Source organism: Rhodococcus sp. NPDC059179, assembly GCF_042754885.1.
Lineage (GTDB): Bacteria > Actinomycetota > Actinomycetes > Mycobacteriales > Mycobacteriaceae > Rhodococcus_G.
In genome coordinates, this window is record NZ_JBHZBV010000001.1 from 687,220 (window position 1) to 709,287 (window position 22,068).

General features: G+C 70.6%; 13 protein-coding genes. 5 read left to right on the plus strand and 8 right to left on the minus strand.

Going from position 1 to position 22,068, the window contains the following annotated elements; translation table 11 throughout:
* Window positions 1-66 precede the first annotated feature (66 nt).
* The 4 genes from ACFXMV_RS03160 (at window position 67) to ACFXMV_RS03175 (ending at window position 9,716) form a co-directional block, all read left to right on the plus strand.
* A complete protein-coding gene (locus ACFXMV_RS03160) occupies window positions 67-1,059 on the plus strand; it encodes an LLM class F420-dependent oxidoreductase (RefSeq protein ID WP_378502583.1) in 993 nt (330 codons plus the stop codon).
* A 177-nt stretch (window positions 1,060-1,236) separates the two neighbouring features.
* On the plus strand, window positions 1,237-3,120 hold the full coding sequence (gene fadD32, locus ACFXMV_RS03165) for a long-chain-fatty-acid--AMP ligase FadD32 (protein ID WP_378498503.1): 1,884 nt from the start codon (window positions 1,237-1,239) through the stop codon (window positions 3,118-3,120).
* A 53-nt stretch (window positions 3,121-3,173) separates the two neighbouring features.
* Window positions 3,174-8,171: a polyketide synthase Pks13 gene (gene pks13, locus ACFXMV_RS03170; protein WP_378498504.1), complete on the plus strand. Its 4,998-nt coding sequence runs from the start codon at window positions 3,174-3,176 to the stop codon at window positions 8,169-8,171.
* On the plus strand, window positions 8,172-9,716 hold the full coding sequence (locus tag ACFXMV_RS03175; protein ID WP_378498502.1) for an acyl-CoA carboxylase subunit beta: 1,545 nt from the start codon (window positions 8,172-8,174) through the stop codon (window positions 9,714-9,716).
* A 70-nt stretch (window positions 9,717-9,786) separates the two neighbouring features.
* Here ACFXMV_RS03175 and ACFXMV_RS03180 read toward each other — a convergent pair whose 3' ends face one another.
* From ACFXMV_RS03180 to ACFXMV_RS03205, 6 genes are all read right to left on the minus strand, one after another.
* Window positions 9,787-10,749, minus strand: coding sequence for a hypothetical protein (locus tag ACFXMV_RS03180; protein ID WP_378498501.1), 963 nt, complete (start codon window positions 10,747-10,749; stop codon window positions 9,787-9,789).
* A 202-nt stretch (window positions 10,750-10,951) separates the two neighbouring features.
* Window positions 10,952-14,257 (minus strand): arabinosyltransferase domain-containing protein, encoded by a 3,306-nt coding sequence (locus tag ACFXMV_RS03185; protein ID WP_378498500.1) that lies wholly within the window; start codon window positions 14,255-14,257, stop codon window positions 10,952-10,954.
* Between the two features lie 179 nt (window positions 14,258-14,436).
* Window positions 14,437-17,727, minus strand: coding sequence for an arabinosyltransferase domain-containing protein (locus ACFXMV_RS03190; RefSeq protein WP_378498499.1), 3,291 nt, complete (start codon window positions 17,725-17,727; stop codon window positions 14,437-14,439).
* A gap of 53 nt (window positions 17,728-17,780) precedes the next feature.
* A complete protein-coding gene (locus ACFXMV_RS03195; protein WP_378502582.1) occupies window positions 17,781-19,571 on the minus strand; it encodes a glycosyl transferase in 1,791 nt (596 codons plus the stop codon).
* 184 nt (window positions 19,572-19,755) lie between these two features.
* The gene (locus tag ACFXMV_RS03200; protein ID WP_378498497.1) at window positions 19,756-20,220 is read right to left on the minus strand and encodes a hypothetical protein; all 465 of its coding nucleotides are present in this window, start codon (window positions 20,218-20,220) and stop codon (window positions 19,756-19,758) included.
* 48 nt (window positions 20,221-20,268) lie between these two features.
* Window positions 20,269-20,538, minus strand: a complete 270-nt coding sequence (locus ACFXMV_RS03205; protein WP_378498496.1) for a helix-turn-helix domain-containing protein — start codon at window positions 20,536-20,538, stop codon at window positions 20,269-20,271.
* Between the two features lie 51 nt (window positions 20,539-20,589).
* Between ACFXMV_RS03205 and map the strand changes: the two genes are divergently transcribed.
* A complete protein-coding gene (gene map / locus ACFXMV_RS03210) occupies window positions 20,590-21,357 on the plus strand; it encodes a type I methionyl aminopeptidase (RefSeq protein WP_378502581.1) in 768 nt (255 codons plus the stop codon).
* A 26-nt stretch (window positions 21,358-21,383) separates the two neighbouring features.
* Here map and ACFXMV_RS03215 read toward each other — a convergent pair whose 3' ends face one another.
* Window positions 21,384-21,665, minus strand: a complete 282-nt coding sequence (locus tag ACFXMV_RS03215; RefSeq protein ID WP_378501346.1) for a type II toxin-antitoxin system RelE/ParE family toxin — start codon at window positions 21,663-21,665, stop codon at window positions 21,384-21,386.
* A 6-nt stretch (window positions 21,666-21,671) separates the two neighbouring features.
* On the minus strand, window positions 21,672-21,968 hold the full coding sequence (locus tag ACFXMV_RS03220; protein WP_378501345.1) for a type II toxin-antitoxin system Phd/YefM family antitoxin: 297 nt from the start codon (window positions 21,966-21,968) through the stop codon (window positions 21,672-21,674).
* Window positions 21,969-22,068: the final 100 nt, after the last annotated feature.

The window sequence follows — 22,068 nt, forward strand, 5'->3', positions numbered from 1 at the left end:
CGGCCAAATGTGGCCCACCCATGCCGCCCAGTTCCCCGTTCTGCCCAGTTTCAGGAGAAATGATCGATGAGTTCCGCCGACGCACCCGCGCCGCGCAAGTTCCGGTTCGCCGCCGGCGGAGAGGGTAACGCCGAAGAGGGCGGTGCCCGCCGGTTCGTCAAGTTGGCCCAGAAGGCCGAGGAGCTCGGCTACGACAGCTTCATGATTCCGGACCACCTCGGTAATCAGGTCGGTCCGATCGCCGCGCTCGGCGCGCTCGCGGTGGCGACGGACAAGATCCGGATCGGGACCGCGGTGTTGGCCAACGGATTCCGTCATCCGGCCGTGCTGGCCAAGGACGCGGCGACGATCGACGTGCTCTCCGGCGGACGGCTCGAGCTCGGCATCGGTGCCGGCTGGATGAAGGAAGAGTTCGACAAGGGCGGCATCACCTACGACAGCCCGGGCGTGCGCATCGCCAAGCTCGCGGAGTCACTCGAGATCCTGGACACGCTGCTGCGCGGCCAGGAGTGCAACTTCCAGGGCGAGTACTACCAGATCAACGGACTCAAGGGCAGCCCGCGGCCTCGGCAGGGCCCGCGCCCGCCCATCGTGGTCGGCGGCGGTGGCCCGAAGATGTTGGCGTTGGCGGCGAAGTACGCGGACATCATCTCGCTGGCCCCGCCCAGCAACAAGGACGGCAAGATGTTGCTGTCCGGCATCACGATGGAGGCGACCGCCGCGCGGGTCGAGCGGATCCGCGAGGCCGCGGGCGACCGGTTCGACGACATCGAGCTGAACTGGACGATCACCACGATCATGCCGACCGACGATCGGGAGGCGATGGCCGAGATGGCGCTGGCGGCCCTGGACAACGGGTACCCGCCGAACATCGAGGTGGACGTCAAGCTGACGGTGGAGCAGATCCTGGAGTCGCCGTACCTCGCATTCGGCACCTACGAGGAGATCGCGGACCAGATCCGCAGCGTGCGGGAGAAGACCTCGATGTCCTACGTCGGGATCTTCCCGACGCAGATGGAGGCCTTCGCTCCGGTGATCACCCTGCTCAAGGGTGAATGAGAGCCGCGGTGTCTGTAACATGCTGTTGGTTTGGGATGCGGCGCCCGCCGTTATCGATATGAGACCTGCGCGCATTGTCACCACTAGTCACTATTTGCACGATCCCACGCGGCTGCAGGGGATGAAGCTCACCGGCGTTCGTCACGCACACCGGGGGCTTGCCTTGGAGGAGAAGGTATGAAGAACTTCGATGACTACGTCGACGAAGCCGGCCAGATCAGGCTGACGGCCGGCAGCACCCTCGTCGACTACGTCGAACAGCACACCCGTGAGAACGCGGACGAGCTGGCATACCGCTATATCGACTACTCGCGTGAGCGGGACGGTGAGGTGTTCGAGCTCACCTGGAACCAGTTCGGCAACCGGCTGCGCGCCGTCGCCGCCCGCCTGCAGCAGGTGACCGAGCCCGGTCAGCGGGTGGCGATCCTGGCGCCCCAGGGCCTGGACTACGTGATCTCCTTCTTCGCCGCGATGCATGCGGGCACCATCGCGGTGCCGCTGTTCGATCCGGACGAGCCCGGCCACGGCGACCGCCTGCACGCGGTCCTCGGCGACTGCAAGCCGTCGGCGATCCTCACCGCGTCCACCTCGGCTGCGGGCGTCCGCCAGCTCTTCCGTTCGCTGCCCGCAGCCGAGCGCCCCCGCATCATCGCGGTTGACGCGATCCCGGACACCGTCGGCGAGACCTGGGTCTACCCGGACATCGGCCTGGACGACATCGCCTATCTGCAGTACACCTCGGGCTCGACCCGGGTGCCCGCGGGCGTGGAGATCACCCACCGCGCGGTCGGCACCAACGCGCTGCAGATGGTCGACGCGATCGAGCTGACGACCGACTCCCGCGGCGTGACCTGGCTGCCGCTGTTCCACGACATGGGCCTGCTCACCGTGATCCTGCCTGCGCTCGGCGGCAAGTACATCACCATCATGAGCCCGCGCGCGTTCGTGGCGCGTCCCTACCGTTGGATCAAGGAGCTGGCCGCCATCACCGACGGTGCCGGCACCTTCGCGGCGGCGCCGAACTTCGCCTTCGAGCATGCCGCCGCCCGCGGACTGCCGAAGGACGGCGAGACCCTCGACCTGAGCAACGTCATCGGACTGATCAACGGCAGCGAGCCGGTCACGACGTCGTCGATGCGCAAGTTCAACGAAGCCTTCGCGCCGTACGGGCTGCCGAAGACCGCGATCAAGCCGTCGTACGGGATGGCCGAGGCGACCCTCTTCGTCTCGTCCACCAAGCACAGCGACGAGGCCAAGGTCATCTACGTCGACCGGGCCCAGCTGGGCGACGGCCGGATGGTCAAGGTCGACAAGGATGCGCAGGGGGCCATCCCGCAGGTGTCCTGCGGCTACGTCGCGCGCAGCCAGTGGGCCGTGATCGTGGACGCCGACACCGGCGCCGAGCTCGAGGACGAGAACGTCGGCGAGATCTGGCTGCACGGCAACAACATGGGCAAGGGCTACTGGGGTCGCCCCGAGGAGACCGAGCAGACCTTCCACAACCGGCTGGCCTCGACGATCGCCTCGGGCAGCCACGCGGACGGCGCGCCCGAGGACTCGAACTGGATGCGCACCGGCGACTACGGCGTGTACGTGGACGGCGAGCTGTACATCACCGGCCGGGTCAAGGACCTGGTGATCGTCGACGGTCGCAACCACTACCCGCAGGACCTCGAGGCGACCTCGCAGGAGGCGAGCGCCGCGCTGCGTCCCGGCTTCGTCGCGGCGTTCGCGGTGCCAGCCAACCAGCTGCCGAAGGAGGTGTTCGAGGCCGGCTCCGGGCTGACCTTCGACGCCGACGACGCCTCCGAGCAGCTCGTGCTCGTCGGCGAGCGCGCACCGGGTGCGGGCAAGGCCGATCCCGGCCCGATCGCGGACGCGGTCCGGGCGGCGATCTCCACCCGGCACGGCGTGACCGCCCGCGACGTTCTGCTGGTGCCCGCGGGATCCATCCCGCGCACCTCCAGCGGCAAGATCGCCCGGCGCGCCTGCAAGGCCGCCTACATCGAGGGAACGCTCCGTGGTGGTTACACGCAGACCGCGTTCCCCGATAGCGTCTAAAACGACCAGTTCTTTATGACGGGTAGCGTGGTGTGTTGATGGCTGAGACAGAGATGACGGTCGCGCAGCTGCGCGAATGGCTGCGCAACTGGGTTGCCGAGGCGACCGGGCAACCGGTCGACCAGATCTCGGACGACCGTCCGATGGAGGAATTCGGGCTCTCGTCCCGGGACGCCGTCGCTCTGAGCGGGGAGATCGAGGAGCTGGTCGGCATCACGCTGACCGCCACGGTCGTCTATCAGCACCCCACGATCGCCTCCCTGGCGACCCTAGTCATCGAGGGCGAGCCGGAGATCCCCGACGAACCCGAGGACGCGGCGCTGTACGCGTTGAGGGACACCTCGCAGTCGCACGACGTCGCGATCGTCGGCATGTCCAGCCGGTTCCCCGGGACCGGCCACACCCCCGACGAGATGTGGCGGCTGCTCATCGAGGGCCGCGACGCCGTCACCGAGCTGCCCGAGGGTCGCTGGTCCGAGTTCGCGGCCGATCCGCAGATCGCCGCGGCCATCGAGAAGGCCAACACCAAGGGTGGCTACCTCGACGACGTCAAGGGCTTCGACGCGGAGTTCTTCGCGATGTCGCCGCTCGAGGTCCGCAACGTCGACCCACAGCACCGGTTGGCACTGGAGCTCACCTGGGAGGCGCTCGAGGACGCCCGCATCCCGGCCAGCGAGCTCAAGGGCGAGCAGGTCGGCGTGTTCATCGGCAGCTCCGCCAACGACTACCAGCTGCTCGCGGTCAGCGACCCGGTGCACGCGCACCCCTACGCGCTCACCGGCACCTCGACCGCCATCGTCGCGAACCGCGTCTCCTACTACTTCGACTTCCGCGGCCCGTCCATCGCGATGGACACCGCCTGCTCGTCTTCGCTGGTGGCCGTGCACCAGGCCGTGCGGTCGCTGCGTAGCGGTGAGTCGGACCTCGCGCTCGCGGGCGGGGTCAACATGCTCGTCGCGCCCGCCGCGAGCCTCGGTTTCAACGAGATCGGAATGTTCGCCGAGGACGGCAAGATCAAGGCCTTCTCCGCCGACGCGAACGGCATCGTCCGCGCCGAGGGCGGCGGCCTGGTCGTGCTCAAGCGGCTCGAGGACGCCGAGCGCGACGGTGACGACATCCTCGCGGTGATCGCCGGCTCGGCCGTCAACCAGGACGGCCGCTCCAACGGCATTGTTGCCCCGAACCCCGACGCCCAGGCTGCCGTGCTGCGGCAGGCCTACCGGGACGCCGGCATCGCCCCGTCCGGCGTCGACTACATCGAGGCGCACGGCACCGGCACCATCCTCGGCGACCCGATCGAGGCCGACGCGCTCGGCCGCGTCGTCGGCCGGGGCCGCTCGGCGGACCAGCCGGCGCTGCTCGGTTCCGCGAAGACCAACTTCGGTCACCTCGAGGCCGCCGCGGGCGCGGCCGGCCTGATCAAGGTCGTGCTCGCGATGCGGGAGGACAAGCTCCCCCCGTCGCTGAACTACGCGGGCCCGAACCCGTACATCGACTTCGCCAAGGCGCACCTGCAGGTGATCCCCGAGGCCACCGACTGGCCGCGGTACACCGGCCGCGCCGTCGCGGGCGTCTCCGGCTTCGGCTTCGGCGGCACCAACGCGCACGTCGTGGTCCGCGAGTATGCGGCTACGCCGCCCGTGAGCGCTTCTGGCCCGGACGGGGACCAGAAGGACTCACAGGCAGCGGAGCTGCTCGATGAGGCCGCGGGCGTGCTCGCCGACGCCGCCGAGTCGATGGGCGTCGAGCCCGCCGTCGCCGCCGAGCCTGCCGAGACCGACGCGGAGCCGATGCCGGTGCTGCTGGCGGTCTCCGCCTCGATGCCCTCCCGACGCCGTCGCGCCGCCGCGGACCTGGCCGACTGGCTGGAGACCGAGGCGGGCAGCACGACGCTGCTCGAGGACGTCGGCCGCACGCTGGCCCGCCGCAACCACGGCCGGTCCCGCGCCGTGGTGCTCGCGCGCACCCGCGCCGAGGCCATCACCGGCCTGCGCGCGGTCGCCGCGGGCAAGCCCGGCCAGGGCGTGCTGTCCGCGGACGCACCCGCGTCCAACGGTCCGGTCTGGGTGTTCTCGGGCTTCGGCTCGCAACACCGCAAGATGGCCAAGCAGCTCTACCTCGGCAACCCGGTGTTCAAGCAGGCGATCGACGAGGTCGACGCGCTGATCGTGGACGAGGCCGGCTACTCGATGGCCGAGAAGTTCGTCGACGACGCGGTGGACTACGACGTCGAGACCGCGCAGGTCGGCATCTTCGCGATCCAGGTCGGGCTGGCCGCCCTGCTCCGCCATCACGGCGCCGAGCCGGAGGCCGCGGTCGGTCACTCGATGGGTGAGGCGGCCGCCGCGTACGTCACCGGGGGTCTCCCGCTCGAGGACGCGGTGCGCGTGATCTGCGCCCGCTCCCGCCTGATGGGCGAGGCCGAGTCGACGCTCGAGGGCGACGACATCCGGCTGATGGCGCTAGTCGAGTACAGCGCCGCCGAGATCGAGGGTGTGCTCGGGGACTTCCCGCACCTCGAGGTCTGCGTGTACGCCGCGCCGACGCACACCGTCATCGGCGGCCCGCAGCCCGAGGTGGAGGCCATCGTGGCCCGCGCCGAGGCCGAGGAGAAGCTCGGCCGGGTGCTGCAGACCAAGGGCGCCAGCCACACCTCCCAGGTGGACCCGCTGCTCGGCGAGCTGGCTGCCGAGCTGGCCGGCATCGAGCCGGGCAAGCTGAAGGTCGGGCTGTACTCCTCGGTGGACAAGGAGACCTTCTACCGCGCGGGCCATGACCCGGTCCACCAGGTCGAGTACTGGACCAAGGGCCTGCGGCACAGCGTGTACTTCACCAACGCCGTTCGCCTGGCCGTCGACGCCGGTCACACCACCTTCGTCGAGCTGGCCCCGAACCCGGCGACGCTGATGTCGGTCGCGGCCACCGCCTTCGATGCCGGGCTGCACGACGCTCAGCTGATCCCGACCCTCAAGCGCAAGGAGGACGAGGAGCTCGGCGTGCTCAGCGCCCTCGCCCAGCTCTACGTCAACGGGCACCCGGTGAACCTGCCGTCGCTGTTCTCCGACGGCGGCTACGCGGACCTGCCGCGGACCGCGTTCCTGCGCAAGGAGCACTGGCTCGACATCCGTATCTCCTCGGGCGGCAATGCCCGGGTGCCCGGCGCGCACGTTTCGCTGCCCGACGGCAGGCACGTGTGGGAGGTCGAGGCCGCCGCGGTCACCGACCTGAACGCGCTGGCCGCCGACGCCGCCGCCCAGGTGCTCTCGGACGTCGCGCTGACCGCAGCCGTCGCGCACGGCGAGGTCCCGGCCGCCGGCACGCTGACCACGACGCTGAATCCGCACCCGGGTGGCGCGTCGCTGCAGGTGCACGCCAAGGGCGCGGACGGCTTCGCGCTGCTGCTCGACGCGGTCGTGACCGCGGGCGAGCCGCTGCCCGAGCTGGTCGTCTCCGCGCCCGAGCCGCGCTCCAGCTCGCCGATGGAGGAGCTGCCCGAGGTGGTCGAGTCGTTCGGCGACCGCTGGGACCCGACCAGCTCGCAGTCCATGGAGGAGCGGCTGGGGCTGATCGTCGCCGAGTCCATGGGCTACGCACCCGAGGACCTTCCGGCCGAGATCCCGCTCATCGAACTCGGACTGGACTCGCTGATGGCGGTGCGGATCAAGAACCGCGTCGAGTACGAGTTCGACATCCCGCAGCTCCAGCTGCAGGCGGTCCGCGACGCGAGCCTGCGCGAGGTGGAGAAGTACCTGCGCTACGCCATCGACAACCGCGAAGAGGTCGCGGCGCTCGCCGAGAAGCAGCGCGTCGAGAAGGAGGCCTCCGCCGCTGCCGCCGCGGAGGACGCGGCGCTGGCCGACGAGGACACCACGCCCGTCGCCGAGGCCGAGGCCATTCTCGCGGCCGCGGCGCCGGTGCAGGCCGAGGCGCCGGGCCCGCTGGACCAGCAGGCGACGGCGGAGGCGACCGGAACCGACGTGCCGCCGCGCGACGCCGCCGAGCGGCTGACGTTCGCCACCTGGGCGGTGATCACCGGGAAGTCCGCGAAGGGCATCTTCAACACCCTGCCGGTGCTCGACGACGACACCGCCGAGAAGCTGGCGGCCCGGTTGACCGAACGCGCGGGCGGCGAGGTGAACTTCGACGACATCCTCGACTCGGAGACCATCGAACAGCTCGCGGAGAAGGTGCGCGAGCACCTCGAGGACGCCGTCCGCATCGACGGGCTGGTCCGCACCCTGCGCACCCGTCCCGAGGGATCCACCGCGGTGCCGGTGTTCGTGTTCCATCCGGCGGGCGGCTCGACGGTGGCCTACGAGCCGCTGCTCAAGCGGCTGCCCGCGGGCACCCCGATGTACGGCCTCGAGCGCACCGAGGGTCCGATCGACGAGCGCGCGAAGGCGTACGTGCCGCTGGTCCGCGAGATCCAGGGTGACGGTCCGTACGTGCTGTACGGCTGGTCCCTCGGCGGCGTGCTGGCGTACGCGGTGGCCAAGCTGCTGCGCGAGGAGGGCGCGGAGGTCCGGATCGTCGGCCTGATCGACACCGTCATGGCGGGCGAGAAGGTGGACGACACCCCGGAGGAGATCCGCAAGCGCTGGCAGCGGTACGCGGCGTTCGCGAAGAAGACGTACAATGTCGACGCTCCGCTTCCGCTCGACAAGCTGGCCGCGACCGACGACGACGGCCAGATCAAGATCCTGATGGACCTGCTCAAGATGAGCGGGACCAAGATCCCCGGCGGGATCATCGAGCACCAGCGCACCTCGTGGCTGGACAACCGGGCCATCCAGACCGCGGAGCTCGAGACCTACGAGGGCGATGTCGTGTTGTACCTGGCCGATCGCTATCACGACGACGTGATGGACCTCGAGCCCGCGTTCAAGACGCGCAAGCCCGACGGCGGTTGGGGCGAGGCCGCCCCGAACCTGGAGATCATCCATGTCGGTGGCGACCACATCCAGATCGTGGACGAGCCGTACATTGCCAAGGTGGGGGCCGACCTGACCAAGAAGCTGGCCGATATCGAGGCCGAGAAGCGGAGCAACTGAGTGAGCACCACCACGGCCGAGAAGCTGGCGGACCTTCGCGAGAAGCTCGAGCTGTCGAAGGCCCCGGGTAACCCGAAGGCGATCGCGAGGCGCAAGGAGAAGGGTCTACCGACTCCGCGCGAGCGCATCGACATGCTGCTCGATCCGGGCAGCTTCGTCGAGGTCGGTCAGCTCGCCCGGATGGCGGGCGATCCCGCCAACCCGTACGGCGACGGCGTCGTCACCGGGCACGGCACGGTCGAGGGCCGTCCGGTCGCGGTGTTCGCGCACGACCAGACCGTCTTCGGTGGGGCGGCGGGCGAGATCTTCGGCCGCAAGGTCTCCGCGATCCTCGACTTCGCGATCAAGATCGGCTGTCCCGTCATCGGGATTAACGAGTCCGCGGGCGCCCGCGTTCAGGACGCCGTCGCGTCGGTGGCCTGGTACGCGGAGATGGGTCGGCGGCACGAGCCGCTGTCCGGCCTGTGCCCGCAGATCTCGATCATCCTCGGCAAGTGCGCCGGTGGAGCGGTGTACGCGCCGATCAACACCGACGTCGTGATCGCCACCGAAGAGTCGTACATGTTCGTCACCGGGCCTGACGTGATCAAGTCCGTCACAGGCGAGGACGTCAGCCTCGACGACCTGGGCGGCGCCCGCAAGCAGGCCGAGTACGGCAACGTGCACCACGTCGCGGCTGACGAGAAGGCCGCGTTCGAGTGGGCCCGCAAGTACCTGAGCTTCATGCCGTCCAGTTGCACCGAGCGGCCCCCGATCGTCAACCCCGGCCTCGAGCCGGAGATCACCGAGGACGACCTCTCGCTGGACGCCTTCATGCCGGACGCCGACAACGCCGGCTACGACATGCACGACGTGCTGCTGAAGATCTTCGACGACGGCGATTTCCACGAGGTCCGCAGCCAGACCGCGCAGAACATCATCACCGGGTTCGCCCGGGTCGACGGCCGTCCGGTGGGCGTGGTCGCGAACCAGCCGATGCACCTGTCCGGCGCGCTCGACGCGGCGGCCTCCGACAAGGCCGCGCACTTCGTGCAGGTCTGCGACGCGTACAACATCCCGCTGGTGTTGGTCGTGGACACCCCGGGGTTCCTGCCGGGCGTCGAGCAGGAGAAGGTCGGTGTCATCAAGCGCGGCGGCCGGTTCCTGTTCTCCTACGTCTCGGCCACCGTGCCGAAGGTGACCGTCGTGGTGCGGAAGTCGTACGGCGGTGGGTACGCGGTGATGGGTTCCAAGCAGCTCGGCGCAGACGTGAACTTCGCCTGGCCGACCGCCCGGATCGCGGTGATGGGCGCGGAGAGCGCGGTCGCGGTGATCGGACGCAGGCAGATCGAGGCGGCAGGCGAGAACGCCCCCGCCGTCCGCCGGGAGCTGATCAACTTCTACAACGAGCACGTCGCGACCCCGTACGTCGCCGCGGAGCGTGGGTACATCGACGCGGTGATCGAGCCGGCGACCACCCGCCTCGAGATCCGCAAGGCGCTGACCCTGCTCCGCGACAAGGAGCTCCCCAAGAACCCGCGGAAGCACTCGCTGATCCCGTTCTGACTTCCCCCGTACCTCCCCAATGTCACACCGGTTCGACTGACGCGACCGAGTGTGACATTGGGGAGATGCATCAGGGCGCTGGACGAAGGCGGACGTCCGGACGCGGCCTCAGTTCGGCCTGCCGGTAGTTCTGCCGCAGTTGATCCATCACCAGGTTCTCGTTGTCGTGCAACGTCCGCGGCAGGTGTGCGAGCACGACGATGCCCTGACTCTGCATCCGGGCACGCCGTTCGAGGGTTGCCTGGTGGTCGCGGGGTGTGAAGTGGTGGTCGAGTGAGTCGATCTCCCATGCCATCGCGACGTCGTCGATCCAGCCGTCCGGCATGGCGATGAACTCACCTGCAGCCGTTTCGATTTCGCGGTTGTGCACCATGGGCGGCAGCCCACTTCGGGCGTAGAGCTTCTGGGCAAATATCTCCTCGACGGAATGTGCGTCACCACCGAGGTCGCGCAGAACCGATCTGGGCAGCGCCGTGCCCCGGCGCGAACCCTCGGACAGTTCGATGGCCAGTTCCTCCACTGAGGTCTCGCCCCGTTGAATGGCGGCAGCGAGGAGTGCCTGGCAGTCGTCCCTGCGACGCAGACGACGAGCCGCGTCGAGGGTGGCGCGGGTTACCGGGGCGCACCGGAGCGTGCCGCGCACGACCGGTGGCTCCGGCATGCGCCATGTCCTCTCGACCCGTACGAAGCCACACGATGCGCGGTGCTGCTCGGGTGGAATGAGCAGCAGCACGTCGTTCATCGAGGAGGAATGACGGTAGCCGTGTGCCGCAAGCGCCGCGTGCCCCGAGAGGACGCTCGCGGGTCCGCCGTACATCAGGGCGGCGGTCGCACGCTCCAACTGTGTCGGGAAGCCGTTGTGCAGCAACACGACGCCGGGAAGCATTCGTTGCCACGGGCCTCCGGGCAGGCACCAGCTGGAGATGGTCGACGGGGCCGCTCCCAGTGACTTCAGGGTGCTGGAGCGGATGACCCCGTTGAGCCCGTGCCGAACGAGTGCGTCGTAGTCGGATGCCCAGGTTCCTCGCTTCACAAGCTCAGAGTGCCCGACACGGGAGGCCGAACGGTGCCGACGGCATCCGCCTGTGGATGGATGTCGGCCTGTGGACAACCGGGACTGCGGGAGTCTTAGACCTCGCCCGACCTCCCCAATGTCACATTTAGTCGGCCCAGACGAACCGGTGTGACATTGGGGAGATCACGGGGAGATCAGGGGAGGGGGGCGCCCCAGGCGGCTAGCGCTCGTACACCCGCATCATGCCGGGGCTCCAGAACCCGGAGCGGCGCACCTCGCCGGTGTCGACGACGGCGGCCTCAGCATCCGGGAAGAACGGCGTGTACCGCTCCAGCGCGCCCCAGTCCCGGCCCCAGTCGTCCGCCAGGTAGGTCGGCACCGTGGAGGCCTCCGCGAGCATCTCCGTCCAGCCGAGCGGTCCACCGTTCTCGTGGGACTGCCAGGTGTCGGTGGAGCTGACCGCGAGCGGACGGTCCGGGAGGATGCGGTAGCCGGGCACCTCCGCGACGCCGTACTTGTGGTCGAACGGTCGCTGGCAGGGGAACTGCAGCCCGACCGCCCAGTCGAGCAGCACCGGCTGGCTCGAGCCGATGTAGTCGTTGAGCGTCTGCAGCTGCGGCACCCGCGGCGGGGTGAACGCCAGCCACTGGTCGCCGGTCAGGTTCGGGTCGTGTGCTCGGATCCGCACCACGTCGGTGTCCACGGGCAGCTCGTCGAGCGGCACCCGCAGGTTGCGCCAGGACGGCGCGGGCCCGATGTCCTTGGGCAGGTAGGAGCCCTGGACGGTGACGGTGCCGTTCGGTTCTCGGTGCCCGTACTCGAGCAGCAGCGACTGCCCGTAGGTGACCTCGCCGTCCTTGCTCTCCGACCAGATGCGCCCGGCCGCGGAGATGACGACCAGCGGCGACTGCTCGCTGCGCGCGGGCAGCGCGTACCAGCTGGAGGTGAGCGTGGCCGGCTCCTGGACGCCGGTCTGGTAGCTGCCGAGCACCGGGGTGGTCGCGGGGTTCAGCCCGAACGGCAGCTTGACGTTGCTGCCGTTGACGCCGACCGCGCCGGTGCCGCCCTCGGTGCCCGCGCCCGCGCCGGTGGCGAAGTTCGGGCCGACCGATGGGCCGTCGGTGTTCGACTGGCCGGGCTTGACCTCGGTGTAGTCCGCGGACAGGTCGGTGGGCACACCGTTCGGGCTGAACCCGCTCGGATCGCCGCCCGCCAGTGGATCGTTCGGGTCGGCTGGCGGGTTCGCCGGGTCGATCACCGGCTGCAGTCGGCCCGCGTTCGGGTCCGCCTCGGTGAGCACGTCGTCGGCCAGCCCGCACGGCGACCCGGTGACGGCGTCGATGTTGGAGCGGGCCAGCGAGTACGCCGGGTACTGCGCGACCGCGCCCTTCGCGAGGGAGAGCACCTCGAACAGCACCATCAGCGCGGCCACCACGGTCAGCGGCATGGCGGCGAACTTCTTGATGCGCCTGCCCTTTTCGCTGGACGCCTTCACCTCGGTGCCGATGAAGTCCTCGCGGAAGTACTGCCAGCCGACCACCAGCACGGCGACGACGAAGAGCGCGAGCAGCGCGGAGTTGAGCTCCCTGCCGCCGAGCGAGACGGTCTTGTCGAACCACGGGATGCCGTAGCTGGAGACATACCACCAGCCGTTGATGCCGGAGAACGAGAAGGCAAGCACCAGAAGGAGTCCCGCCGCGAACATGGTGCGGTTACGGCGTGAGCGGAGTGCGGACGCGGAGACCGCGACCGCGGTGAGCGCGGCCAGCGAGCCGGCGATGCCCGCGTACGCACCGAAGTGGTGGGTCCACTTCGTGGGGTTGAACATCATGAAGAAGATGGTTCCGAACACCACGCCGAGCAGACGCCAGGACGGACCGACCGCCGCGCCCGGGATCTTCTTGCGGCGCAACAGCACGAACAGGGTGGTGAACAGGCACAGGATCATCACCAGGAACGCGAACCGTCGGGCCACCGAACCGTCGACCGTCTGGACGAACAGGTAGTAGTACCGGAGGAACTCCTCGTACCAGTTCATGTTCGGGCCGATCAGGGTGCGCACCCGGGTGGCCTCGCGGACGCCCGCGAAGGTCTGGTCGGCGAACACGGCGACGAGCACCACGGTGCCTGCCGCGGTCAGCGGGGCGATCAGCGGCCAGGCACCGACATCGCGATGCCTGCGGACCAGGATCCGGACCATCGGCCGGGCGCCGGCCAGCAGCGCGGCCACACACATCAGGCCGGTCGGTGCGGCGCCGAGGGAGAACGCCGCGATCAGGACCGCGACCGCGGCGGGCAGCAGTCGCCCGGTGGCGATGGCGCGCTCGACCGAGCACCAGGTGAGCAGCGCGCCGAGGGCGACGATCGGCTCCGGGCGCAGGCCGTTGTTGTAGGCCAGCCAGAACGCGAGGAACACCAGCCCGCCGGTCCACACGGCGGCGGAGTTGTGCCGGACCGCGCGGCCGAGGCGGGGGATCACCTCGCGGCTGATGACCAGCCAGCAGAGGATGCCCGCGAGCAGCGCGGGCAGCCGCATCCACGGGCTGGCGGTGGAGATCTTGGCCATCGTGGCCAGCACCTCGTAGTACCAGCCGAACGGGGCCTCGGGGACGCCGAACCAGCGGAAGTAGTTCGCCATGTAGCCGGCGTGCTCGGAGACCCGGGCCATCGTCAGCAGGTAGCCGTCGTCCGCGGTGTTCGCACCGATGAAGTGCCACAGCAGGAGGATGCCGACGACCACGGCGTCCACCGGCTTGAACTGCCACCAGTGCGAGGGGAAGAAGCGGCGGTGGCCGCGGCCGTCGGTGCCGTCGAGGCGGGCGAGCGCGACCAGCGAGGCGATCGTCAGCAGGACCGCCAGCACCATCGCCGCGCTCTTGACGAGGGTGGGCGAGGAGGTGAACCGGGAGTCGATGTTCGCGGTGAGCGAGAGCCCGGCGGGCGCGGGGCCGTCCAGGCTGGTGAACACGCCGACCACCTGCGGCCGCAGGTCACCGGTGAGGGTGCCGGTGACCGGGTTGCCGTCCACGGACAGGCCCTCGAACGTGGCGGTGGTGCTGTCGATGTCCGAGCTGAACGTGATGGCCGAGCAGCCGCCGGCCTCGACGCGGTCGCGCGGAGCGGACGCGACCACGACGTTCCGGTCGAGCACGTCGACGCTCTCGGCGGTGACCCGCATGAACATCGCGTTGAGCGGGGCGTCGGTGCCCTGCGGCGGCGCGGTGGCCAGCAGCAGGCCGCCCTGTTCGGGCAGCTCGCGCACGAGGCGGCACGGCACCGTCGCCTGCAGATCGATCGGCACCTGCGCCATCAGCGGCGCGTCGACGTTGCCGGTGACGCCCGCCTGCGGCCAGTTCAGGGTGGACGTCGTCTGGTTCACCGGCAGGAACGGTGTCGCCAGCGCGAACAGGGCACCGAGCAGCCCGGTGACGAGCGCGAGCAGCCGCGCGGTGCGGTACTTCGCTCGGAAGTCGACCGGGGGCGGTGCGGGAATGACTGGATCGGGGGCTGTCACGGCGTCGGGCACGGTTCACGATGGTAGGCGAGGGCGGGTCGGCGTTCACATCGCTCCGGATAATCTCCGGAGGCCGCGGCACCGACGGCCGCGGCCCAGCTCAGCAGCCCCAGCTCAGCAGCCCGGCCTGCCGGCCGGGCCGAGCAGATCGGCCGAGGTCACCGCGCAAGTGAGCCGGCCCACCACCGCCGTCACCGCGCGGGGATCGGGCCCGGGGTCCACAGCCCGGACCGGGTGACGGTGGCGGTGTCCACCCGCGACGGCACCGCGGAGTCGTCGAGCGGCGTGTACCGCTCCAGCGAACCCCAGTCCCGGTCCCAGTCGCGGTCGAGGTAGCTGGGCATGGTCTGCGCGGTGAGCAGCAGGTCGGTCCAGCCGAGCGGGCCGCCGCCGAGGCTGTCCTGCCAGCCGTTGGTGGCGTCGGCGCCGACCCGGTCCGGCAGGATCCGGTACTCGGGCACCTCGGCGACGCCGTACTCGTGGCCGAACGGGCGCTGGCAGGGGAAGGACAGGCCGACGGACCAGTCCAGCAGCACCGGCGCCGCGGACCCGACGACGTCGTTCAGGGTCCGCAGCTGCGGCACCCGCGGCGGCGTCACGGCAAGCCACTGCCCCTGGCTGAGGTCGTGGTCGTTCGCGACCAGCCGCACCGCGGTGGCGTCGGCGGGGATGTCGGCCATCGGGATGCGCAGGTTCCGCCAGGACGGCGACGGGCCGATGTCGATGGGCAGCAGGCTGCCGCGTGCCTCGACGGTGCCGTCGGCGGCCGGGACGCCGTACTCGACGACCAGGTCCTGACCGTAGGTGACGACACCGTCGGCGTCGACGGACTTGATCCGGCCCGCCGCCGTGACGACGAGGATGGGGGCCGCGTCACTTCGCTCTGTCGACGTCCCGGCTGCGCCGGAATCCGGCAGCCCGTACCACCCGGAGGTGAGCCTGGCGGTGGCCTGCTCGCCGGTCTGGTAGCTGCCGAGCACGGGGGTGCGGGCCGGGTCGAGGCCGAACGGCAGCGCGACGGAGCTGCCGTTGACGCCGGTGCTCCCGGTGCCCCCACCGGTGCCCGATGCGGTGCCCGACGTGGTCGTGGTGGCGTCGCTGTCGGTGGTGTTCGCGCCGCCCGCGGCCTTGTTCTCCTCGTCGGCGGTCAGGTCGGCGGCGACCCCGTTGGGGGTGAAGCCGGCGTCCGCGTCCGCCCCGAGCGGGTTGTCCGACGCACTGACCGGGGTGAGCATCCCGGCGTTCGCGTCGGATTCGATCAGCACGTCGTCGGCGAGCGCGCAGGTGTTGCCCGCGAGGGTCTCGAAGTTCGAGCGGGCCACCGAGTAGGCCGGGTACTGCGCGACCGCGGCCTTGGCGAGGGAGAGCACCTCGAACAGCACCACGAACGCGGCGGCCAGCGTCAGCGGCGAGTCGAGCAGCGCGCGCAGCCCGCGCGACGGCGCCGCGGGCTCCTCCGGTCGGTAGGGCGCGCGCACGTGCTGCCAGCCCGCCAGCAGCAGCGCCAGCACCGCCAGCCCGAGCAGGGCGGTGGAGAAGGCGTTGCCGCCGATGGACGGCGGCTTGTCCCACCACGGCACGCCGTAGCTGGAGACGTACCACCAGCCGTTCGAGCCGGTGAAGGCCAGCGCGAGCAGGAACAGCACACCCGCCGCGAACAGCGTGCGATTGCGGCGCGAGCGGAGGGTGGCCGCGGCGACGGCGACGGCGGTCAGCGCGGCGATGGAGCCGGCCAGGCCCGCGTAGACGCCGAAGTGGTGCGTCCACTTGGTGGGGGTGAACATCATCAGCACCAGCGAGCCGAACACGATGCCGAGGATGCGTCGCGACGGCCCGGCGGCCGCGCCGGGGATCTTCCCGCCCCGGCGCAGCATGATCATCGCGCAGACGACCAGGCAGAGAATCATCGTGAACACGCCGAACCGGCGGGCCAGCGATCCGTCGGGGGAGACGTTCATCAGTGCGTCGTAGCGGTGGTACTCGTCGAACCACTTCACGTTCGGGCCGACCAGGGTGCGGACCCGGGTCGCCTCGAGCACGGTCGCGAGGGTCTGGTCGGCGAAGACGACGCCCAGCACCACGGTGCCCGCGGCGGCGATCGGCGCCAGCAGCGGCAGCCAACCCACCTCGCGGGCCCGGGTGACCAGGATCGCCACGATCGGACGGGTGCCGACGATCAGCGCCGCGACGGCGATGACGCCGGTCGGCCCGGCGGCCAGCGAGAACGCCGCGATGAGCACGCCGACCGCGGCGGGCAGCAGCCGGCCGGTGGCGATCGCGCGTTCGATCGAGCACCAGGTCAGCAGCGCGCCGAGCGCGATGATCGGCTCGGGCCGCAGACCGTTGTTGTAGGGCAGCCAGAACGCGAGGAAGACCAGCGCGCCGGTCCAGATCGCGATCCGGTTGCGGCGCACCGCGTTCCCGAGGCGGGGGATCACCTCGCGGCTGATCACCATCCAGCACAGGATTCCGGCGATCAGCGCGGGCAGCCGCATCCAGGTACTGGCGGTGCCGATCTTTGCCATCGCCACGAGCACGTCGTAGTACCAGCCGAACGGGGCCTCGGGGACCCCGAACCAGCGGAAGTAGTTGGCCATGTAGCCGGCGTTCTCCGACACCCTGGCCATGTTCAGCAGGTAGCCGTCGTCGGAGGTGTTCGCCCCGATGAAGTGCCACAGCGCGAGGGTGCCGACCACCAGGCCGTCGACGGCGGTGAAGCGCAGCCAGTGCCGGGGCAGGAAGCGGCGCGCGGCGCGGCCGTCGGTGCTGTCGAGTCGGTGCAGCGCGACCAGCGCGATCAGGGTGGCCAACGCGCCGACGATGATCGCGAGCAGCTTGAACGGCGTCGGGCTGGAGGAGAACCGGGAGTCGATGTCGGCGCGCACCTCGAGGCCGGCGGGGGCGGTGCCCTGCAGGTCGCTGAAGATGCCGACCATCTGCGGGCGCAGGTCGCCCGGGACGTCGACGCTCAGCGGCTCGCCATCGTCATTGCTGAGACCGGCGAAGGTGGCGGTGGTGTGGTCGGCGTCGGAGAACACGGTGATCGCCGAGCAGCCCGCGGCGACGTCGGCCAGCGGCGCGGAGAGCAGCAGGCTGTTGCGCAGGACCACCTGCACGGCGCGGTCGCCGTCGCCCGCGACCTTGACGGTGAGGCCGTCGAGTTCGGCTTCCGCGGCCTGCTTCGGCGCGGTGGAGACCAGCACCTGCCCGTCGGGCGGCAGCTGCGCCGCGACCGGGCAGGGGATGTGCGCGCTGATGCTGACCGGTTCGTAGCTGATCAGTGGGGCGGACACGCTGGTCAGGGCGCCGTCCTGCGGCCAGGACACGCTGGCGGTCGTCTGCTTGACCGGTAGCAGCGGGGTGAGCACGGCCAGCAGCAACCCGGCCAGACCCGCGACGACCGCGATCAGGCGGGCGGTGCGCAGACTCGGGCTGCGCGGAGCGGTTCGGTCGGCTGGTCTGGATTCAGGCGCGTCGGACACAAGGTCCGATCGTATGGGACGGCGCCCGAGCGACCGGGATGACGGCGTCCGGGTCAGGTCCCCGCGGCGACCAGTCCGCGCACATCCCACACCCAGACGTCGTCCGCGGCGTGCCCGCTGTCGCGCAGCAGCTGGCTGACCGTCTCGCGGAGCACCTGGCGGTTCCTGCCCGGCGGGAGCACGACCGCGTCGGCCCGCCAGAACCGCAGATCCGCGGCCGCCTGCGCGCGCAACTCGTCGGTGATCGTCGGTCGAAGGCCGGTCTTGTCGACCTCCGCCAGCAGCAGCGCGGTCGGCCGATCGTCCGGGCCGTATTTGGCCTCCTTCGCCACCCCCGCAGGCCCGACGAAATAGCCGCCTGCGAGCGGGAAACCGAAGTCGGCGCGGGCCTGCCAGGACAGCGCCCGCGCATCCTCGGGCCGGGGCAGCGGCACCGTCACGATCGAGCCGTCGTCGACGTAGCCGCGCCAGGTGCCGTCGGCGAAGAACGCGGGCGCGGGCGCCCGGTCGACCGCGGGCAGCGGCATCGGGGTCAGCGGCAGCAGCGCGACCACCAGGCCGACGCACCAGGGCACCAGCGTCGCCCGCTCGCGGAAAGCCCGGTCGGTGGCCATCGCCAGCAACAGCGCGACCGCGGGGACCGCGCCCATCGCGAACCGGGTCTCGAGCACCGACTCGAGCAGCGGCACGTGCTCGAACCACGACCACGGCAACGCGATTCCGGTCCCGCTCCGCCCGACGGTCAGCTCGGACCCCAGCGAGAGCACGCCCATCACGACCGCCGTCACCGCGGCCGCCCGCGCGAGCGGGGCACGCCACAGCCAGGCCGACGCCGCGACGACGAGGGCCAGCAGGGGCCAGCCGAAGTAGGCGTTCTCCTCGGTCGCGCCGATCGACACGTCCTGTCCGGGGTTGGTGAGACCGCCGAGCGACTGCGCCGGGAACTGCAGCAGCGCCTTGAGGTCGTTGCCCATCGCACCGTGGTCGATGGTCCGGTAGCTCTGCGGCCCGAAGAACTGCCACCACAACGGGATCGCGGTGATCGCCAACGCGATCGCCGCGGCGATCAGCAGCGGACGCCACGCGGACCGCACCGCCGCGCGCGCGAACTCCGGCCGAAAGGCGAGGTACGCCACCGTGAACACCGCGAACGCCATCGCGCAGATGAGCAGCGGTTCCTCGCCGAGCAGGATCTGCGCGGCGACCAGCAGGCCGAGGGCGACCGCGGTCGGGGTGCCCGCGCCGCGGCCGAGCCGGATCACGCAGCCGAGGATCACCGGAAGCAGCGCCAGCGCGACGAAGTTCGGGTGACCGTTGGCGTGCGAGATCATGCCCGGGGCGAATCCGCAAAACAGTCCGCCGATCGCCGCCGCCGCCCTCGATCGGACCGCGTACCGGGAGAGCAGCCAGTACCAGGCGAAGGCGGTGCCCGCGAGGCCCGCGGTCAGCACCAGCGTCCAGGTGGCGGTCGGGCCGAACAGCAGCGTGACGGGCGCGAGCGGAATGCTGACGCCGAACATGGCCGTGTTGGCCATCAGGTTCACGCCGTGCGGATAGTTCTGCAGGACCGTGCCGAGGGGGTTCTCGAGCCGGGTGACCGAGTGCGCGGCGACCGCGAAGAACCACTCCCACATCCGCTGGTCCTGGCCGCTGCCGGTCAGGTAGCCGACGGTCGGGGAGCGCCACTGGCGGCCGAGCACGACCACCGCCAGCGCGGTGAACCCGAGCGCGGCGGCCAGGTCGGGACCGGTCCAATAGCCCCGCAGGCGCCCGACGGCGGTGCGCGCGGGACTCGTCGTTGTCGAGGTCCTCGCGGGGTCCGCCAGCATCGGCGCCTGGGGCATGCAGGTTCCTGTCCGTCGTCGGGGTCGACGGGTTGCCGACCCCTCGGCCCCGGACACGGTACTCACCGAGTCTGGGAGGTCCCTGGGTGTGGGCCGGGGCGTGCCTGTCGATCGCTCACGGCCCGCCGATCGATTGGTCCCGGTCGAGCGGCTCGACGGACGGGCCTCGGCTGTTGCCGGGGGATCAGCTGGGATCGACGAGATCCAGACATTGCACGGCGCGGACCTCCGACGTGCCGTCCGCCGCGAACGGCAGGTCGGTCGGCCAGTCCGACCAGTTGCGCGCCTGTTCGTCGACACTCGCCAGTCCGCCGCCATTGCCGAATCCGACCGCCGCTCCGCTCTGCGGTCGGGCCGCGTTCGTGCCTAAACCCCAGACGCCGTATGCGGTTTCGCCGCCCGCCGTGGTGAACCGCATCGCGACGGCATAGTAGTTGGCGAAAGGGACCGAGACCGTGGCCGCGATCCACGGGTCCCGTACGGCGACCGCCGTTGTAGGGACGATCGGCCCCGCGGTCGGGCGACTCGCGATCGCGTCGACGACGCTCTGCGCGACCGGCAGGCAGTGGGCGTTGTCCGGGCGTCGAATCTCCTTGGCCAGCGCCATCGTCAGGAGCGCGGCCGCCGCGATCGCGACCAAGATGGTCACCGTTGCACGAACCGGACGCGTGCGCCGTTCGGTCATCGTCCGCTCGCGCTACGAGGCCACTTCTTGCCGCGCGGGCTGCTCGGCCAGTGCCTCGGCGACCAGGTCCAGCGACAGGCCGAGCACCTGCGCAAGCGCGGCGACGGTGAAGAACGCGGGCGTCGCGATCCGTCCGGTCTCGATCTTGCGCAGCGTCTCCACCGAGATGCCCGCGTCCGTCGCGACCTCCACCATGCTGGCCTGGCCGCGGGCTCCGCGTAGCAGCTCACCGAGCCGCCTGCCCCGTTCGAGTTCCTCCGCCGTCAGCGGTACGCGCACCATGCCGCCTATAGTAATACCGGTATAGTTATTGGCAACTGGAAGTGAGGTGGCATGGTCGATATCAAGAACGAGAACGAGGTGCGCTCGATGCGGGCGGCCGGGCGGGTGGTCGCGCAGGCCCTCGCGGCCGCGCGGGAGGCGGCGGCGGTCGGGGTGAGCCTGCGCGAGCTCGACGCGGCCGCCGCGGCGGTGATCCGGGCGGCGGGTGCCACCCCGGCCTTCCTCGACTACCACCCTTCCTGGGCGCCGTCGCCGTTCCCCGGCGTGGTGTGCGCGAGCGTCAACGACGCCATCGTGCACGGCATTCCGACGGACTACCGGCTCGCCGACGGCGACCTGGTCAGCCTGGACTGCGGAGCGTTTCTCGACGGGTGGTGCGGCGACTCGGCGATCAGCTTCGTCGTCGGCGCGGCCGACCCCGAGGACCTGAGCCTGATCGCGGACACCGAGGCGGCGCTCGCTCGGGGCATCGAGGCCGCTCGGGTCGGGAACCGGATCGGCGACATCGCCGACGCCATCGGCGCCTTCGCCAGGAGCAGGGGTCGCGGGGTCCTCGCCGACCACGGCGGCCACGGCATCGGCCGCGCCATGCACGAGGACCCCCACGTGCCCAACGAGGGGCGGCCCGGCCGGGGGATGAAGCTGCGCGCCGGCCTGGTGCTCGCGCTCGAGCCGATGCTGATCCGCGGCGGCACCGACGAGTACCGGCACGACCCGGACGGCTGGACGCTGCGCACCCTCGACGGCACCCGCGCCGCGCACAGTGAGCACACCGTCGCGATCACCGCGGACGGGCCGCTGATCCTCACCGCGGCCTGAAAACCAGTACGGCCCCGACGAATCAGTTAGGTCGATCGGTAGGCGTCCGAGCGGTGGGCGATCGCGGTGACCTCCACGGTGCGGCGGTCGGGATCGATCAGATACAGCACGCGGTAGGCGCCCCGACGTGCGCTGTAGGCCGGGGCGAGCGGCGGATCGAGTGGCTTCCCCACCCGGTGCGGGTTCTCCAGCAGCGGGCCGGTGATGAACTCGTAGACGGCGGCGGCCACCTTCTCCGGCAGCGCACCGGTCAGTGATCGTGCCGCGGACCGCGCTATGAGCAGGCGGTATCTCGGTCCTGGTGGCACAACCCGCTACCGGGTCTCGGGAGCTCGCCCGGCGGCACGCATCGCTGCGGCGAGACCGGCGGCATCGAGGGCATCGCCGGCCGCGACCTCGTCGAGGCCCTGCGCGTGCGCCGCACGCAGCTCCGGGTCGGAGAGGACCGCGATGGTCTCACGCAGGGCGTCATAGTCGTCAGCGCCGAGCAGAACCGCCGCGCGGCGACCATTGCGGGTGATCTCGAACCGTTCGTGGGTGTGCTGGGCCTCGTCCACCAGCCGCGAGAGCTGTGCGCGGGCGTCGGCCACCGGCAGCGTCGTCATGTACATAATTCTAGCGCGAACTCACCGTCGGTGCCGGGGTCGGACGGGGGCTTCCCTCGCCCGTCGGAACGTGTTCCTCTGTACTGACCGGGCGGGGTACGAAGAT